General features: G+C 61.4%; 12 protein-coding genes. 10 read left to right on the top strand and 2 right to left on the bottom strand.

The annotated features are described in order from the left end of the window. The first annotated feature begins 4 nt into the window (after window positions 1-4). Window positions 5-4,018 (top strand): Eco57I restriction-modification methylase domain-containing protein, encoded by a 4,014-nt coding sequence (locus N688_RS10890; RefSeq protein WP_052889300.1) that lies wholly within the window; start codon window positions 5-7, stop codon window positions 4,016-4,018. Between the two features lie 308 nt (window positions 4,019-4,326). Further along, window positions 4,327-5,367: a zinc-dependent alcohol dehydrogenase family protein gene (locus N688_RS10885; protein WP_052889299.1), complete on the top strand. Its 1,041-nt coding sequence runs from the start codon at window positions 4,327-4,329 to the stop codon at window positions 5,365-5,367. Window positions 5,368-5,531: 164 nt separating this feature from the next. Here N688_RS10885 and N688_RS10880 read toward each other — a convergent pair whose 3' ends face one another. Then, entirely contained in the window at window positions 5,532-5,945 is a 414-nt protein-coding gene (locus tag N688_RS10880) for a VOC family protein (protein ID WP_052889298.1), read from the bottom strand. 265 nt (window positions 5,946-6,210) lie between these two features. Between N688_RS10880 and N688_RS10875 the strand changes: the two genes are divergently transcribed. The 8 genes from N688_RS10875 to N688_RS10840 all read left to right on the top strand — a co-directional run bounded on the left by N688_RS10875 (window position 6,211) and on the right by N688_RS10840 (window position 15,134). Continuing rightward, window positions 6,211-7,389 (top strand): RNA polymerase subunit sigma-70, encoded by a 1,179-nt coding sequence (locus N688_RS10875; protein WP_052889297.1) that lies wholly within the window; start codon window positions 6,211-6,213, stop codon window positions 7,387-7,389. Window positions 7,390-7,846: 457 nt separating this feature from the next. Next, the gene (locus tag N688_RS10870) at window positions 7,847-8,608 is read left to right on the top strand and encodes a GntR family transcriptional regulator (protein WP_052889296.1); all 762 of its coding nucleotides are present in this window, start codon (window positions 7,847-7,849) and stop codon (window positions 8,606-8,608) included. Between the two features lie 121 nt (window positions 8,609-8,729). Beyond that, window positions 8,730-9,482, top strand: coding sequence for a sugar isomerase domain-containing protein (locus N688_RS10865; protein ID WP_052889295.1), 753 nt, complete (start codon window positions 8,730-8,732; stop codon window positions 9,480-9,482). Window positions 9,483-9,650: 168 nt separating this feature from the next. Beyond that, window positions 9,651-10,997 carry an ABC transporter substrate-binding protein gene (locus N688_RS10860; protein ID WP_081838731.1) on the top strand — a complete coding sequence of 449 codons (1,347 nt, stop codon included), beginning with the start codon at window positions 9,651-9,653 and terminating at the stop codon, window positions 10,995-10,997. 256 nt (window positions 10,998-11,253) lie between these two features. Further along, the gene (locus tag N688_RS10855; protein ID WP_081838730.1) at window positions 11,254-12,144 is read left to right on the top strand and encodes a carbohydrate ABC transporter permease; all 891 of its coding nucleotides are present in this window, start codon (window positions 11,254-11,256) and stop codon (window positions 12,142-12,144) included. A gap of 119 nt (window positions 12,145-12,263) precedes the next feature. Then, window positions 12,264-13,130: a carbohydrate ABC transporter permease gene (locus N688_RS10850; protein WP_052889294.1), complete on the top strand. Its 867-nt coding sequence runs from the start codon at window positions 12,264-12,266 to the stop codon at window positions 13,128-13,130. Between the two features lie 55 nt (window positions 13,131-13,185). Beyond that, complete coding sequence (locus tag N688_RS10845; RefSeq protein ID WP_052889293.1) at window positions 13,186-14,070, top strand: ROK family protein; 885 nt, start codon at window positions 13,186-13,188, stop codon at window positions 14,068-14,070. A 245-nt stretch (window positions 14,071-14,315) separates the two neighbouring features. Then, entirely contained in the window at window positions 14,316-15,134 is an 819-nt protein-coding gene (locus tag N688_RS10840) for an SDR family NAD(P)-dependent oxidoreductase (protein WP_052889292.1), read from the top strand. A gap of 148 nt (window positions 15,135-15,282) precedes the next feature. On the opposite strand, the gene N688_RS10835 is transcribed toward N688_RS10840, so the two are convergent. Then, on the bottom strand, window positions 15,283-16,224 hold the full coding sequence (locus tag N688_RS10835) for a class I SAM-dependent methyltransferase (RefSeq protein ID WP_052889291.1): 942 nt from the start codon (window positions 16,222-16,224) through the stop codon (window positions 15,283-15,285). Between the last annotated feature and the right edge of the window lie 151 nt (window positions 16,225-16,375).

Here is a 16,375-nt window from a genome sequence, read left to right as displayed (position 1 = left end):
ATCTATGCAGCAACGGCAGGAGATCACTTTCTCGACGATCGAGTCTGAGGGGGCTTTGCTGCCGCCGGATCTTCTGGCGCGCATCGATCAGCGAGATGAGTCGTTGGGAGGGCTGGGGGCGGCTGCTTATCACCAGGAAGGGGAGCAGCTGAACGAGGTAATTAGCGATGCCTGGACGCGCGTTCGCCGCTCGTGGCTGCGCTTTCAGGAGGCGCTGGCCCGCTCGCCGCAGGGGGATGAGACACGGCTGACGCGCGAGCGCTGGCTGTTGCCGCTCTTCCGCGAGCTGGGCTACGGTCAGTTGGTGGAGGCACCTCCGCAGGTGATTGGGGAGAAGAGCTATCCGATCGCTTATTTCTGGCAGCAGCTGCCCATTCATCTGGTGGGCTATCGGACCGATCTTGATCAGACCCAGCGTCTCGCCAGCGGTGGCCGTAGCAGTCCTTTTAGCCTGGTGCAGGAATGGCTCAATCGTTCGTCTGGCCATTGGTGGGGCATAGTCTCGAATGGGCTGCGCTTGCGGCTGTTGCGCCGCAATGTCAGTTTGACGCGCCAGGCCTATCTGGAGTTCGATCTAGAGGCCATGTTGCGCGGGGAGGCCTACGCCGATTTTGCGCTCTTCTGGCTGCTCTGTCATCAGTCGCGCTTCGAGGGGAGGAATCCCGCTGACTGTTGGTTGGAGCGCTGGTCACGGCAGGCGCACGAGGAGGGGGTGCGGGCGCTGGAGCATTTGCGTCAGGGGGTGACTGCGGCTATCGAGGAGCTGGGGCGTGGCTTTCTGGCGCATCCGGCCAATCATGCGCTGCGTGATCGCTTGCGCTCCGGTGAGCTGAATGCGGAGGATTATTATCAGCAGTTGCTGCGGCTGATCTATCGTTTGATCGTGCTCTTTGTGGCGGAAGATCGCGATGTGCTGCTGCGGCCCGATGCCGATGAGGAGGCGCGGAGGCGCTATGTGAACTATTATTCGACGGCGCGGCTGCGTCGTCTGGCGCGCGCGCGGCTGGGGACGCGCCATAGCGATCTCTATCGGGCGCTGCGTTTGGTGATGGAGCGGCTGGGGAGCGAGCAGGGCTGTCCAGAGCTGGGGCTGCCGGCGCTCAATGGCTTTTTGTTCTCGCGCGAGGCCCTGCCCGATCTGGCTGACTGCGAGCTGACGAATTATGCGCTGCTGGTGGCGGTGCGGGCCTTGGCGACGGTCCAGGATGAGCAGAAGGTCCTGCGTGTCGTCAACTACAGAGACCTGGGGTCCGAGGAGCTGGGCAGCGTCTATGAGTCGCTGTTGGAGATGCATCCTTCCATCAATGTGGAGCAGACGAACTTTACGTTGGAGGTGGTCGCGGGCAGTAAGCGCAAGACGACGGGGACCTACTATACGCCGACCAGCCTGATCGAGTGCCTGCTTGATTCGGCGCTGGAGCCGGTGCTGGAGCGGGCCTGTGCGCAGCCTGATCCTGAGCAGGCTATTCTGAGTCTGAAGGTCTGCGATCCGGCCTGCGGGAGCGGCCATTTTCTGATTGCTGCAGCCCATCGCATTGCGCGCCGGCTGGCGGCGGTGCGCACGGGCAGCGAGGAGCCGGGACTGGAGGCCCGGCGGCGAGCCTTGCGCGATGTGGTGGGGCGCTGCCTCTATGGGGTCGATGTGAATCCGATGGCGGTGGAGTTGTGCAAGGTGAATCTCTGGCTGGAGGCGCTGGAGCCGGGCAAGCCTTTTTCTTTCCTGGATGCGCATATTCAGTGCGGCAATAGCCTGATCGGGGCGACGCCGGCCCTGCTGCGCGAGGGTATTCCCGATAGCGCTTTTGAGAAGGTCGAGGGCGATGACTCCGCGCTGTGTGGGGAGTACAAGAAGCTCAATCGGGCCCAGCGGGCGGGCCAGCTCAGTCTGTTTACGCTGGATGCGCAGCTCTGGCAGGACCAGGGCCGGATTGTGGAGGGTCTGACGCGCATGGAGGCGATCGGTGATGATGATGTTGAGCAGTTGCATCGTAAGCAGGAGCGCTATCGTCAGTTGCTGAGGTCGCAGGAGTATCAGCGGGCGCGCTGGCTGGCCGATGCCTGGTGCGCGGCCTTTGTCTGGCGCAAGCGACGAACGGCTGAGCTGCCGTATCCGATTACGGAGGAGGTCCGGCGCAAGTTTGAGGAGGCGCCCGAGCAGGTGCCGGGCTGGATGAAGGCCGAGATTGTGCGCTTGCGCGAGCTGTACGGTTTCTTTCACTGGCACCTGGCTTTTCCAGGGGTCTTCCGTCTGCCGGAGCCGGGCGAGGAGCCGGAGAACCCCGAGACTGGCTGGTCGGGCGGCTTCGATGTGGTGCTGTCTAATCCGCCCTGGGAGCGCATCAAGCTGCAAGAGAAGGAGTGGTTTGCCTCGCGTCGGCCTGACATTGCCAATGCGCCTAATGCGGCGCAGCGGCGGAAGATGATCGCGGCTTTGCAGGACGAGGACCCTGCCTTGTACGCTGCTTTTGAGGAGGAGCTGCAGCGGGCGGCCTACGAGAGCCATTTCGTGCGCAACAGCGGGCGCTTTCCTCTCTGCGGACGGGGCGATATCAATACCTATTCGATCTTTACTGAGACGATGCGCCTGCTGCTCGCCCCGCGCGGGCGTCTGGGCTGCATTGTGCCCTCCGGGATTGCGACGGACGATACGACGAAAGCGTTCTTCCAGGATATCATGACTGCGCGCTCGCTGCTCAGTCTCTATGATTTTGAGAACAGAGAGCGCCTCTTTCCTGATGTAGATGGCCGTGCCAAATTCTGCCTGCTGACGCTGACCGGTTCCGCGGAGCCGGTGTCGCAGGGGGCGACCTTCGCCTTTTTCCTGCACAAGGTGGAGGAGCTGCAGGAGCCGGAGCGCTGCTTTACTCTTTCCGCCGAAGATGTGGCCCTGATCAATCCCAATACGCGCACCTGCCCCGTCTTTCGCTCGCGCCGCGATCTGCAGCTGACGAAGGCTATCTATGAGCGCGTGCCGGTGCTCGTCAGGGAAGGCTCTGCTGAGGGGAATCCGTGGGGGGTGAAGTTCATCAGGATGTTTGATATGACCAACGACTCGCATCTCTTCCGCACGCGCGAGCAGTTGGAGCGCGAAGGCTGGCGGCTGGAGGGGAATGTGTTCTACAAAGATGGGCAGAGATGGCTGCCGATATTTGAGGGGAAGATGACCGGCATGTACGACCACAGGGCTGCAAGCATTGAGATACATCCTCAGAATCCTTTTCGCCAACAGCAGCCTCACCCCAGCTCGATAGCGGAGCGTCAGGACCCATACTTTGCGACGCTGCCTTATCTTTGGGCCCCGGAGCAAGAAGTCTATAAGCGTATTCCTGGAAGCTGGCAACGAGCATGGTTCCTGGTGATCAAACAAATAACAGCATCGACCAATGAACGCACGCTTATCGGAGCTATTATTCCAAAAACAGCGGTAAGCTATACACTTTATATTGTAACTTCTAATTCAGATAAGCAACATTTCATAAATTGCCTGCTTGCGTGTATGTGTAGCTTCGCAGGAGACTATATCCTTCGTCAGAAGCATGCCAAGCCATCATTACCTATGGGGGTCGTGTATGAATCTGCCTATCTGCCACCTTCCATCTTTCTAGAGAAAGCGCCGTGGGCTGATGAGCCACTTCATTCCTGGATCACCCGGCGAGTGCTCGAACTCACCTACACCGCCTGGGACCTGGTCGCCTTCGCCCGCGACTGCGGCTACGACGGGCCGCCCTTCCGCTGGGACGAAAAGCGGCGCTTCCTCTTGCGCTGCGAGCTGGACGCTGCCTACTTCCACCTCTACGGCATCGCCCGCGACGACGTCGACTACATCATGGAAACCTTCCCCATCGTCAAAAAAGAAGACACCAAGCGCTACAACGACTATCGCACCAAGAGAGTCATCCTCGAGATCTACGACGAACTGCAGCGCGCCAGCGCGACGGGCCAGCCCTATCGCACGCGCCTCACACCACCGCCCGCCGACCCCGCCGCCGCCCATCCCCCGCGGCCCTACCAGTCCTAGTTATCCGCCCAGCAGCCAGGCCCGGCCCGGATCAGAGGGGCCTGGCCCTGGTGGGCCACTGCCACCGCTCTCCCGCCCTCCCGCCTGCCCACGCTGCTGGCCTCCTCGCCCGCTGTGTGCCCTCGCTGCCAGCTACGCCCTGCTCTGCAGAATCCGCCAATCATTGGCGAAGATTATTCTATTACCTGGCCTCAAAGCGTCTCTATAATACCCAGCGGATAGAGAGAAGCAAAGCAAAGACGCACTCCTCACAAAAGAAAAACTCAACTGTAGTAGAGACGAGCCAACAAGCGAAGGGAGAGATACACGTGAAAGCTGCCATCTTTCGTGGCGCTGGCAACGTCGTCGTAGAAGAGCGACCCAATCCAGTCATTCAAGAGCCGACGGACGCCATCGTACGCATCGTCCGGGCCTGTGTCTGCGGCTCCGACCTCTGGTATTATCGAGGCATTGCACCCCATCCCAGTGGCCCCATCGGCCACGAATTCATCGGTTTTGTCGAAGAAGTCGGCCCCGAAGTCAAGACCATCAAGCGCGGCGACTTCGTCATCGCCCCCTTTGCCATCAGCGACGGCGCCTGTCCCCACTGCCGCGCCGGCTTCCACACCGCCTGTGTCCGAGGAGGCTTCTTCGGCCAGGGCGTTGAAGGAGTGGCCGGGCAGGCCGAACTGGCGCGCGTGCCCCTGGCCGACGGCACCCTGATGGCCGTCCCCGGCGCCCCATTCTCCGATGAAATCCTGGCCTCGCTCCTGACCCTCTCCGACGTCATGGGCACTGGCTACCACGCCGCCGTCTCAGCCGAAGTCAAGGCAGGCGATACTGTCGCCGTCGTCGGCGATGGCGCCGTCGGCCTCTGCGCCATCCTTGCCGCGCGCCTGCTTGGCGCTGGCCGCATCATCATACTCAGCCGCCACCCCAAGCGTCAGGAACTAGCGCGCCAATTCGGTGCCACCGACATCGTCGCCGAGCGCGGAGACGCGGCAGTCAAGGCTGTCCTGAGCCTCACAGACAACGTCGGAGCCGATGCCGTCCTGGAATGCGTCGGCACCAACGAAGCCAACCAGACCGCCTTTGCCATCGCGCGCCCCGGTGCCATTGTCGGACGCGTCGGCGTCCCCCACGAGGTCGAGATCCCAGCCGAAACGACCTTCTACCGCAACATCGGCCTGCGCGGCGGCCCGGCGCCTGTGCGGGCCTATCTACCCCAGCTCGTGGAGGCCGTCCTCTCCGGCCAGATCAACCCGGGCCGCGTCTTCGACTTCACCACCGACCTCGACCACATCGCCGACGCCTACGCCGCTATGGACCAGCGCCGCGCCATCAAATCCCTGCTCATCATTGGGCAATAGATCCAGCGTCCATCTGCCCGCGTGCTGTCCCCTGGTCACAGGTCACAGCCTCGGGCCCTCATGACAGCGCCAACCAGGCCGCTGCCAGCAGAGTGAACCACCTTCGTTTCCCCTGAAAAAGGAGGGGACAGCAGCATGAAGCGGCTGCCCCCTCCTCTTCTGGCCTAATGACCAGCCTGGGGCCAGCCCTCGGCGGGAGCATCGCGATCATAGATCGTGAGCGCGTAGCCATCCGGGTCCAGAAACGTAAACTGCCGACCGAAGCGCCCATCCGTAGGAGGGCGCAGAATAGTCACCCCCGCGGCCACCAGCGCATCATGAGCTACCTGGCTATCGGCCACCTTAAACCAGATCGCCGGCGTATCGATCGGGCGCGGCAGGGCCTCCCAATTCGTATCGGGCGGCGCTTGAATCAGACCGAAAGGAATAGGATAGGTCAGAAAAGCGATCCCACGAGGAAAGACTTCAGGGTCGCGGCGCAGTCCCAGAACAGATTCATAGAATCTCGCCGACGCCTCCACATCACGCACCTTCAGCCCAACAAAAGCAGGTCCTTTCAGATCAAGATTTCTCGACATGAACCCCTCTCTTTCAGACATACTGCCTGCAGCTTCAAAGAACAGCTCGCCCCCCAATACTCGCAGCGGGCGCCTGTCCACCAACCAATAAGACTGGCAGCAGCAAGAAAACTGTGCGCTGCAAGAAAGAGCATGCTGGCATCTCCCGAGAGCGACTGAAACCTTCCCAGATGTGTTAGAATAGAGGGCAGATCAAGCACTCGTTGCAAATTGAGAGCCTTGAGCAAGCAGTTGCTGGGTTCCTACCGGCGTAAGAGGAGAGCCGATGAACGCATCAGAAAAGCAGCAGGCCCAAGCCCACGGCACGGATACCATTCGCAGCCTCGACCCAGGCTCACCCGAGGCCGACAGCAACGTCACCCGCCAGCCGGATATCGGCCTGCTCTTAGAGTCTCATCGTCAGGAACTGCTCACCTACTGCTACCGCCTCATGGGATCGCTGCACGATGCCGAAGACCAGGTTCAAGAGACCATGCTACGCGCCTGGCGCCACTACCATACCCTCAACGGCTCTGCCTCCTTACGCCCCTGGCTCTACAAAATCGCTACCAACACCTGCCTCGATGCCCTCAAGAAGCGTTCTTCCCGTACCCTTCCACTGGCTGCCTTCCCTCCTGCTGATCCAGAGTCTCCCCTGCCGGCTCCGCTCACCGAAGCTCGTTGGCTCGAACCACTTCCCCATCACTGGCTCGCCGCAGAGGCCGAGAACCCTGAAGCACGCTACACCCGGGCCGAAAGCATCTCCCTCGCCTTCCTGACCGCCCTGCAATGGCTACCCCCACGGCAACGAGCCGTCTTGATCCTGGCCGACGTCCTGGACTGGCGCGCCAGAGAAATCGCCCACCTGCTCGGCAGCTCCATCGGCGCCGTCAACAGCATCCTACACCGCGCACGCCTCACCCTTGAGCAGCGCTATCGCGCCCAGGAACCTGAGACTGCCCGCCAGCAGCCAGCGGACGAAGAGATGCGCCGTCTGCTCGCCCGCTACATGTATGCCTGGGAGCATGACGACATAGAAGGACTCATCGCTTTGCTCAAAGAAGAAGCTACCCTCTCAATGCCGCCCTATGCCGCATGGTATCAGGGGGTGGCCGCCATCCGAACCATCCTGGCCGCCTGCCCCTTCCAGTCTGGAAAACCCCAGCAGTGGCGTCTCCTGCCGACCGTAGCCAATGGGCAGCCCGCCTTTGCCGTCTATCGCCTCAACGCCGCTAGAGATGCTTACACGGCCTACGGCATCCAGGTGGTCTGCCTGGAGAGAACCGCCGCCGCTGTAGCCAGAGTCATCACCAGCGTCATCATGTTCCTTAATGCCACACTTGTCGTCAGCTTTGGCCTGCCGGAACAGCTCCCTCTCACTGCAGACCAGCCTTCGCACTCGCACCCTGTACCAGCTCTCCCCCAGGCGTCTCACTCACCAGAGCAGGGCAGTGACAACCGGTAGCAGAACCGATCACAGCGCACCCGCCGCCCGTCCTCCTGATCCCCTGCCTTTCGCCGTTTCCGAAAGAAAATATCCGTCCACCGCTGCCCGCGCAGCGGAGAGCGGCAGCAAGGACGGGTGTCAGAACCTGCTCACCTGGGGCTCTATCTCTATCCTGGTCAACCTGCTTAACCATGAACAAAGATAGGCAGGACTGTCCCGCTCTCCCCTTCTCCTCTCCACCTGGCTGCTGGCCCACCCGCCCCGCGTGCTTCTGTCGAGAAGAAGAGGGCAGGCAGACGAACAGGTCCGCCTGCCCTGTCATTGCCATCTGAGGGAGCGGCCCCTGCCTGCCAGGTTGGGGCCAGTTCTTCTAGCGAGCTGCTTCCGTCTAGCTGGCCTCTTGATTTTTGGCAGCGAAGCCAGTAAAATGTCATTATGTTATAACATTTCAGAGAGCGGCGGAGGGAAGAGAGCGATGGCGGAGCCTCGCTATCGAGCGGCATCCAAAAGCAGCCCGCTGCCCATGCACTTCCAGGTAGAGCGTGACATGCGCGAGCGCATTCTCAATGGCACCTGGAAGCCGGGGCAGCAACTTCCAGGAGAGATGGAGCTGTGCAACCTCTACGGGGTCAGCCGTACCACGGTGCGTCAGGCCCTGGCGGTCCTTGTCGACGAGGGACTGATCGTACGAGAGCGAGGGCGTGGCTCCTTTGTCCGTGATCTCACCATTACCGCGGGTGCCCGAGGGCTTACCTCCTTTAGCGATGAAATGGCGGCCCGAGGTATGCACGCTGGTGCTCGCGTTCTTAGCATTGGCCTCGAACCCTCCACGCCAGAAATGGCCCAGCGCCTGCGCCTGGCTGCTGGCGAAGCCCTGGTGGTCGTTCGCCGCGTGCGTTACGCCAACGACACCCCGATCGGCATTCAGACGGCCTATCTACCGGCAGCCCGCTTTCCTGAACTAGAGCGAGCTGACCTCAACGAGCGCTCGCTCTACCAGTATCTGGAGGAACGCTACGGCGTTGTGCCGGCTGAGGCGGTAGAAATCTTCTCGATGACCTCCATTAGCGGCCAGCAAGCCCAGCTCCTACAGGTTGGCGAAGGAACCTGTGGCTTCCACGTTGAGCGCCTGACCTTTGATGAAGCCAAGCAACCCTTTGAATTTGTCGTCTCGATCCTGCGCGGTGACCGCTATCGAGTCCAGCTCTTTCTACGAGCCTCGCGGCGGCAGCGCTAGATCCGTGCTGCGCTCGGGCCGGAGCAAACGCGGGAAAGCCTCTCTATTTCAAACTGATTCTGCCAGACTCGGCAAGCGTAGCCAGGCTCCGGGCCATCTCTTCCCTAGTCAAGGAGTAAGCATGCAACGCGAAGTGACCTATCTGTCAGCAGTCGCCCACACCATTGACAAGCTTCAAGAGCAGAGCGAACAGATCCGCCTTGTAGCTGAGCGTGCCGCCGACGTGATCGCTGGTGGTCACTGGGTGTGTTTATTCGGCAGCGGGCATTCTGTCCTCCCGGTCCAGGACTGTTTCCCACGCTATGGCGGCTATGTTGGGTTCTACCCAATGATGGACCCGCGCCTGATGTGGACCGCTGTCAGCGGGCCAGGAGGAGCAGAAGAGCTGCTCTGGCTGGAGCGCCAGGAGGACTACATACGCATCTTCCTGCGCCATACACGCTGGGACCCTGCTGACATGCTGATCGTCATCTCGCACGGCGGACAGAATGCCGCACCCGTAGAAATGGCCCTGGCTGCCAAAGCCGCTGGTCTCTACGTGGTGGCGATCACCTCCGAGGAGAACCATCGCCATCGGCCTGCCACCCACTCCAGCGGGAAGAAGCTGGGGGACATTGCCGATGTCGTCCTCTTCAACGGCGTTCCCGCGGAGGATGCCGTCGTCGCTGTCCCGGGAGTCGCGGGCAAAGTAGGCGGCGTCTCGACGCTGGCCGCGATTGCCCTGGTGCAGGCCATCGTCTCCGAGACCGCCCTGGCCCTCGCTCGCCGCGGCTACCTGGTCCGGCCCTTTGCCTCTCCCAACACCGAGGGCGTGAGCCCCAACAACAACGAGGAGGTCTACGAGGAATTCCGTCGTCGTTTGTATGGCGCTTGAAGGCGCTATCTGCCAGCGCTGTTGCCGGCTTCTCTGCCTGATTCCCAACAGCGCCCACTCATGCGATCGACCGGCGGCAGAGGCCAGCACTCTCCTGGCCCGCCTGGCCTGCGAAGGAGGCTGTCCCCCGGCCCAACTCGTGCATGAGATACTTCTCTGGAGGTAGCTATGCTACGCTTTTCACTTGCGCGCCCAACACTGAGAGTTACCCTCGTGCTGGTCTTATTCTCCCTCCTGCTGGCCGCCTGCGGCGGCACCAGCACAGGCTCATCCTCCGGTAAAGTGACGATTACCTACCTGACGCACTGGTCCGGTCCCCAGGTTGACCAGCTCAACCAGGCTATCAGCGCCTATGAAAAGTTGCATCCCGAAGTGACGATCCAGGTGCGCACCGTGCCGTTTGGCAACCTCTTGACGACGATCACCACCCAGGGGGGCAGTGCCAGCGGGCCAACGATCATGGGGATCTACAACCTCTGGCTGCCGCAGCTTGTCCAGGACGGCCTGGTAGCCCAGGCTCCAGCCACCTTTGTCCAGGATATCCAGCAGGCCTATCCGCAGAACGTCGTTTCCGCCGTTCAGGTCGATGGCAAGACCTATGGCTATCCCAACGAGGTTGATCTCTACGCCCTCAATTACAACAAGGCCCTCTTCCGTGAGGCCGGCATTGCCAACCCGCCGGCCACCTGGGACGAACTGGTGAGCGATGCCGTCAAGCTGACCAAGCGCGACAGCTCCGGCAAGATTCTCCAGCAAGGCTTTGGGGTTATCACCAGCTGGAATAGCGGCGTTGTCCACCCGTGGCTCTCGCTCGTGGATTCGGACGGCGGCCAGCTCCTGTCTTCCGATCACAAGCCCCTCCTGACCAGCCAGGCGGCCCTTGATACAGCGAACCTCTACTATCAGCTGATTTTCCAGAAGAAGGTCACCGATCCAGCGATGGGCCAGGCCAACGCCTCGACGACCGGACCCTATCTTGAGAACTTCGTCGCGGGCAAGACCGCTATGATTATTATGGCCAACTGGTGGGAGAGCAACCTCAAAGCCGGCATGGGGACACGCTTTAACGATGTTGGCACGGCTCCTATTCCTGTGGGACCGCACGGCAGCGGCTCCCATAGCGTGTCGTATTCCTGGAGCACGGTTGTCAATGCCAACGCTGACCCGGCTCAGCAAGAGGCGGCCTGGCAGTTCTTACAGTGGCTCAATGGCCCTCAGAGCGGCAAAAATGGCTCCTCGGCAATGGGTGATATCCTGATGGGGATGGGTATCCTGCCAAGTCGCACCTCGGATCTGACGGCCCATCAGGCCGACTTGAGCGAGCCGTTTATCAGCACCTATGTCCAGCAGCTCAAGAACAGCGTCCCGTTCCCCACGGTGCTGGGCGGCGATGAACTCACCACCAGCCTGCAGAAGTCGCTGGAGGCGCTCATGTACGGCCAGAGTTCGCCTCAGCAGGCGATGACCCAGGCGCAGAACAACCTCAGCCAGATTCTCAGTCGCTACTATTCCTGATATGGTGTCGTATAGGTGGGACGGAACAGTATTCCTGATACTGGGGTAAGGAGGCCCTGAGAAAGGAGAGCCTGTCGGGGCCGCTGGCGGACACTTCGATCTCAGCAGCGCTGGCCTCGTGCAGGCTGCCAGGCTACGCACGCCCGGGAGAGAGAAGACCCCTTCTCTCCCGGGATGGCTACATCTCCTTTCTCTCTCGCTCTTCAGGGTTGTCGATGGGGGAGTTGAAAGCTTCCTGTGAAGGGAGGGTCTGCAATTGAGACAGGGGCAGCGCTCGCTGATTCGCTCCAGGTCGCTGGCTACCGTTGGTTTCCTCAGCCCGGGCCTGGGCTTACTCATCGTGTTTGTGGCGGTGCCAATTCTCTTAACGGCCTGGATCAGCTTGCATCAAGGCTCGATGGCCATTCCTTACTCACGCATGCGCTGGGTCGGTTTCAGTAACTACGCAGCCATCCTTGAACAGCCGATTTTTCGCACTGCTCTGCTCAATGTCTTTCTCTATTCGCTGGCCAATCTTGTGATCATCCTGCCGCTCGCGATTCTGCTCGGTCTCTTTCTGTACCAGGCGCAGATTTACGGGCGTAATCTGCTGCGCACCGTGCTCTTCCTGCCCTACATGATACCGACGGTGGCCGTGGCCATTGTTTGGGGCTATCTCTATGAGCCCCAGTATGGCCCCCTGAATGAGATCCTGGGCTGGCTGCATTTGCCTGCGCAGGGCTGGCTAGGCTCCGTCCATGAAGCCATGCTCTCGCTGGTCATTTTAAATGTCTGGCAGACGCTGGGCTACTATGTGGTCATGGTGGTGGCGGGCCTGACGGAGATCCCCCAGGAGTATTACGAGGCCGCTGCTCTTGATGGCGCTGGCTGGTGGCGCCGCCACTGGTCTATTACCCTTCCCCTGCTCAGGCGGACGCTGGCCTTTGTCTTTGTGATTCTGACGATCAATACACTGCAGGTCTTTGATCCTGTCTATGTGCTAACGCAAGGCTCGCCAGTCAATTCAACCGATGTCGCTGCCTATGAGATGTATATCACGGCCTTTAACTATGGACAGGCAGGGTTAGCAAGCGCGATGGCGATGGTCATGCTGGCCATTGTACTGGTGCTCTCCCTGCTCCAGCTGCGTCTCTTCCGCTCCCTGTGACGGCCAGCCAGCAAGGCATGGAGTGGGGAGCGAGCCGCGCGAGGGCGGGAGGGAGCGGGCGCAACCTGACGCGCGGGACCCCGTGGGGGCTTGAATCCAGACGACGAAGGAGAGCAAAGATGTCGGTCTATGTCAAGAGCTATCGGCGCTCCAGCCGAGGGCGGCGCTGGCTCTCGCTGGCGCTGCAGTATCTCTGTATGGCGCTCATCCTGGTGGTGATGCTTTTCCCCTTCTTCTGGCTGCTTGCTTCTAGCCTGAAGTCGCCGGAAGACCTGGAGGCGTTGCCGCCGGTCTGGTGGCCTGAGCACCCGGCCTTTTCTTCGTATCGGACCGTCTTCGAGGTTACGCCTTTTGCGCGCGCTATACTCAATTCGCTGGTCGTGACTGTCTCCTCAACAGTGGGCATTCTGCTCACCAGTATCATGGCCGGCTATGTCTTTGCCAAACATCAGTTCCGGGGAAAAAATGCGCTCTTCGTCGGCGTTCTGGCGACCATGATGGTGCCCCAATTTGTCATGTTGATCCCGCTCTATCGCATGATGGTGGCCCTGCATCTCGATAATACCTATCCTGGCCTGATTCTGCCCAATCTGGCTAACGGCTTCGGTATCTTCTTGATGCGTCAGTTCATAGCCGGGATTCCCGATGAGCTACTGGAGGCTGCCCGTCTGGATGGCGCGTCTGAGTGGACGCTCCTCTGGCGCGTAGTGGTGCCGTTGCTGCGTCCAGCGGCGGCGGCGCTGGTCTTATTCGCCTTCGTCTTCCAGTGGAACAATTTCCTCTGGCCTCTTTCAATGGTCTACTCGCGGGAGATGAGCACGGTGGTCCTCTCGCTCAATGGGCTACGGACCTATACATCGAGCGTCACCTTCACCAATATTGTCATGGCGGGCACGGCGATCGGCATTCTGCCCAGTGTGGTCTTGACGCTGTGGGCGCAGCGCTACTTTATCGAAGGGATCTCGCTGACCGGCATTAAAGGCTAAGCTGGCCGGACTTTGAGCGTCGCAGTGACAGCGCAGCAGGAGGTCTGCAGATACAATGGAGCTGGGCATCGATGTCGGCGGTACGAAGATCCAGGGCGCCTATCTCAGCGCGACGGGCGAGGTGGCCCTGACGCCCCGTATGAGAACCCCGGCAAACTATGAGGAGTTTCTGCGTGTACTGGTGGAGCTGGTTGAAGCGGTGGCTCGGCAACAGGGAGAGCCAGTGATGAGCCTTGGCCTGGGACTGCCAGGTACCTGCACCCGGCGCCGCTCGCTCTGGGTGCCGAATCTCCCTTTTTTGCATGAGCGCGAGCTGGCCGCGGAGTTAGAGCAGCGTCTGGGGGCGGCGGTGGTCTTGAGCAATGATGCTCAGCTGGCGCTCCTGGGTGAAGCCTGGCGGGGAGCGGCGCGCGGACACCAGCAGGTCGCGCTGGTTAGTGTGGGCACTGGAGTCGGTGGGGCACTCATGCTGGGGGGCCGGCTGGTCCAGGGTGCACATGGGAGCGCCGGCGCCTTTGGCTGGCTCACGCTCGATCGCACTCATCTCCCTGATCCCGATCATGGCTTTCTGGAATTAATGGCTTCCGGCAGCGCCCTGGCTGCGCGGAGCCAGCAGCTCGACCCGCCTCTGACTTCTTATGAGGTCATTGCTCAGGCCCGGCAAGGACAGCCAGCCTGTCTGGCCCTCGTCAAGGAGATGGGCCACCTGCTAGGGCTGGCCCTGGCAAGCATTGCGAGCCTGTTTGATCCCGAGCTGATTATTATCACTGGGGGCCTCTGCGAGGCGTTTGATCTCTTCTCTCCTTGGTGGCGCGAACATCTCGCGCGCTATGGTGCTCCAGCGGTCCGGGAGACGCCGATTGTTCCCGCCCTTCTCGGGGACAAGGCCGCCGCCTATGGCGCCCTGCGCGCCGCTCTCTCAGACCCTGATTTCCTCTGATGGCCCCGTCTCCTGGTCTGCTGGTAGGGCCGCTACTGCTCAGCGAGCGAGAGGCAGCGGCGCGGGAGGCACCGCCAGCGCCGGCGAGGAGGATTCTCCATCTGCCTCTGGGGAGAACGCATAAACACGCGCTTGCAGACTGGCAACAGACCCTTCCTTCGGTATATGCTGTCTCTGAACCTCTCCTGGCGAGGTACGACGCAGTTGTCTGGCTAGACAGACAGCCATCGAAAGGAGCAGAAACAATGGCGATTCCTGATGTCAGTCAGAAGACGCTGGCAGAGCTGATCTCGCTGCGCGGGCGCAATGCGGTCATTACCGGAGGCGCTCGCGGCATTGGCCTGGCCATTGCCGAGCGCCTGGCGGAGGCCGGAGCAGGGGTGCTGTTGGGCGATGTGCGGGCCGATGAGGGTCAGGCCGCGGCTGAGCGCATCGCTGCGCGCTATCAGGTGCGGGCATTGTTTGCCTCTGTTGATGTCACGGACAGCGATTCGGTGCGCAATCTGGCGCAGCGAGCCTTGCAAGAGCTGGGCAGCCTGGATATCTGGGTCAATAACGCCGGCATCTATCCAAGCAACCAGGCGCTGGAGATGTCCGATGAGCAATGGGATCGGGTGCTGGCAATCAATCTGCGCGGGACCTTTCTGGGAGCGCGCGAGGCGGCGCGTTGCATGATCCAGACACAGCGCGGTGGCGTGATTATCAATCTGGCCTCGACTGCCGGCTACCAGGGAGGGGCTGGCCTGGCGCACTACGTCGCCTCGAAGCATGCGGTTCGGGGCCTGACGAAGAGCCTGGCCATTGAGTTCGGCCCGTACAACATTCGGGTACTGGCTCTGGCGCCGACGCTGATCCGCACGCCGGGCATCTCCGAGTTGCGCCAGGAGATGACGGCTGCCGGAGCACCCGATGTGCTCGGCGACTCATTCGGCGAGAGCCTGCCCCTCGGACGGGCGGGCGTGCCCGATGACGTGGCACGGGTGGCGCTCTTCTGCGCCAGTGATTTGTCAATCTTGATGACCGGCAGCACACTGCTGGTGGATGCTGGCGCCCTTGCTGGCTAGCCTCCTGTCTATCTACTTGCTTGCTTCTCCATCCTGACCTCCATTGCTGGCCAGGAGGGCGGGCGCAGCTCTTTCCTTTCTCAAGCGGGCCTGGTCCCAACAGAAGCGGCCAGTTGACCTGCCAGCACAGGACCAGACCCGCGCGAACCTAGCTGCTGGCTGGTTTCTGACCGTAGGCGACCACGAAGGGACAGCGGGTCTGCAGCGCGTTCCATTCCTGGCTCGCGCGCTCAATCAGATCCAGCACCTCCTGCTCCGAGACGTGGGCGATGGAGGCTATCGGCCCGCTTACGGCTTTAGAGGCTTCGCGGAGGTCGAGCGCCAGCAGAGAGCCAAGCCGTCCCCCCCAGTCGCCGACAGGAGCCTCAACCAGCTGACGCTGAGTATTGATGAGGCCAGCCTCCACCAGATAGCGCTCCAGAGAGCGCAGCACAACCCCCTCGACATCCAGCCCGCGCAGGGCTGCCAGGGGCCTCCCCAACTGATAGAAGGCGCGCGTGGCCGGTCCCGCCGGTGTGAAGTCCTGCATGGTGCTGGTCTCAACCAGCTCAACCCAGCCACCAGGGGCCGTGACGCGCGCAAGCTCCTGCACCAGACCCGGCCACGAAGGCAGAGGCACGGCCAGGATCAGTAGCCGCTGGTGAACAAAATCGAACGAGCCACTTTCGAAGGGCAGCCCCTGCAGGGCATCGCCTTGCACAAAGCGAAAGTTCGCCGGTGGCGTGCTGGTGACCTTGACTTGCTCCAGATCGAAGCCGATGACTTCAGCTTGAGGGAATTGCTGGGCCAGTTCAAAGGCCCACTGACCCGTGCCGCACCCCACATCGAGGATACGGCGCGGCTGACCGATAGGGGCCAAATAGTTGCCGCGTAGCAGGCTGCGCAAGACATAATGCTGGAAGTCGAGCCGGTTCACCTCGCCGAGGTCTTTCGGCAACAAATAGGGCTGCTCCTGGAGATAACGACGGTTGCCCTGCAGGCGCGGTAGAGCACCCTCGCCAGGTTGCCTGCCAGGCACGGACGGAGCCGCACCTGTGGGGCCAGCGGCAGCAGCTGGGGCGCGGCGGCGACGGAAGAACCACCAGGGCATCGGCAGCTCCTTTCTCTGCTGGTGTCAGATCTCCTGCGAGGACGCTCCTGCTCTGCTCGCTGCCCTCTCAGTCACCTGCTCCTCAACTGCCTGCCTACTGGCTGGCCAGCAGCGCGATCAAGAAAAGAAAGCAGGCTGCAACCACAGAGTG

This window comes from Thermogemmatispora carboxidivorans (genome assembly GCF_000702505.1).
Classification (GTDB): domain Bacteria; phylum Chloroflexota; class Ktedonobacteria; order Ktedonobacterales; family Ktedonobacteraceae; genus Thermogemmatispora; species Thermogemmatispora carboxidivorans.
This window is presented reverse-complemented; position numbering and strand designations above follow the sequence as displayed.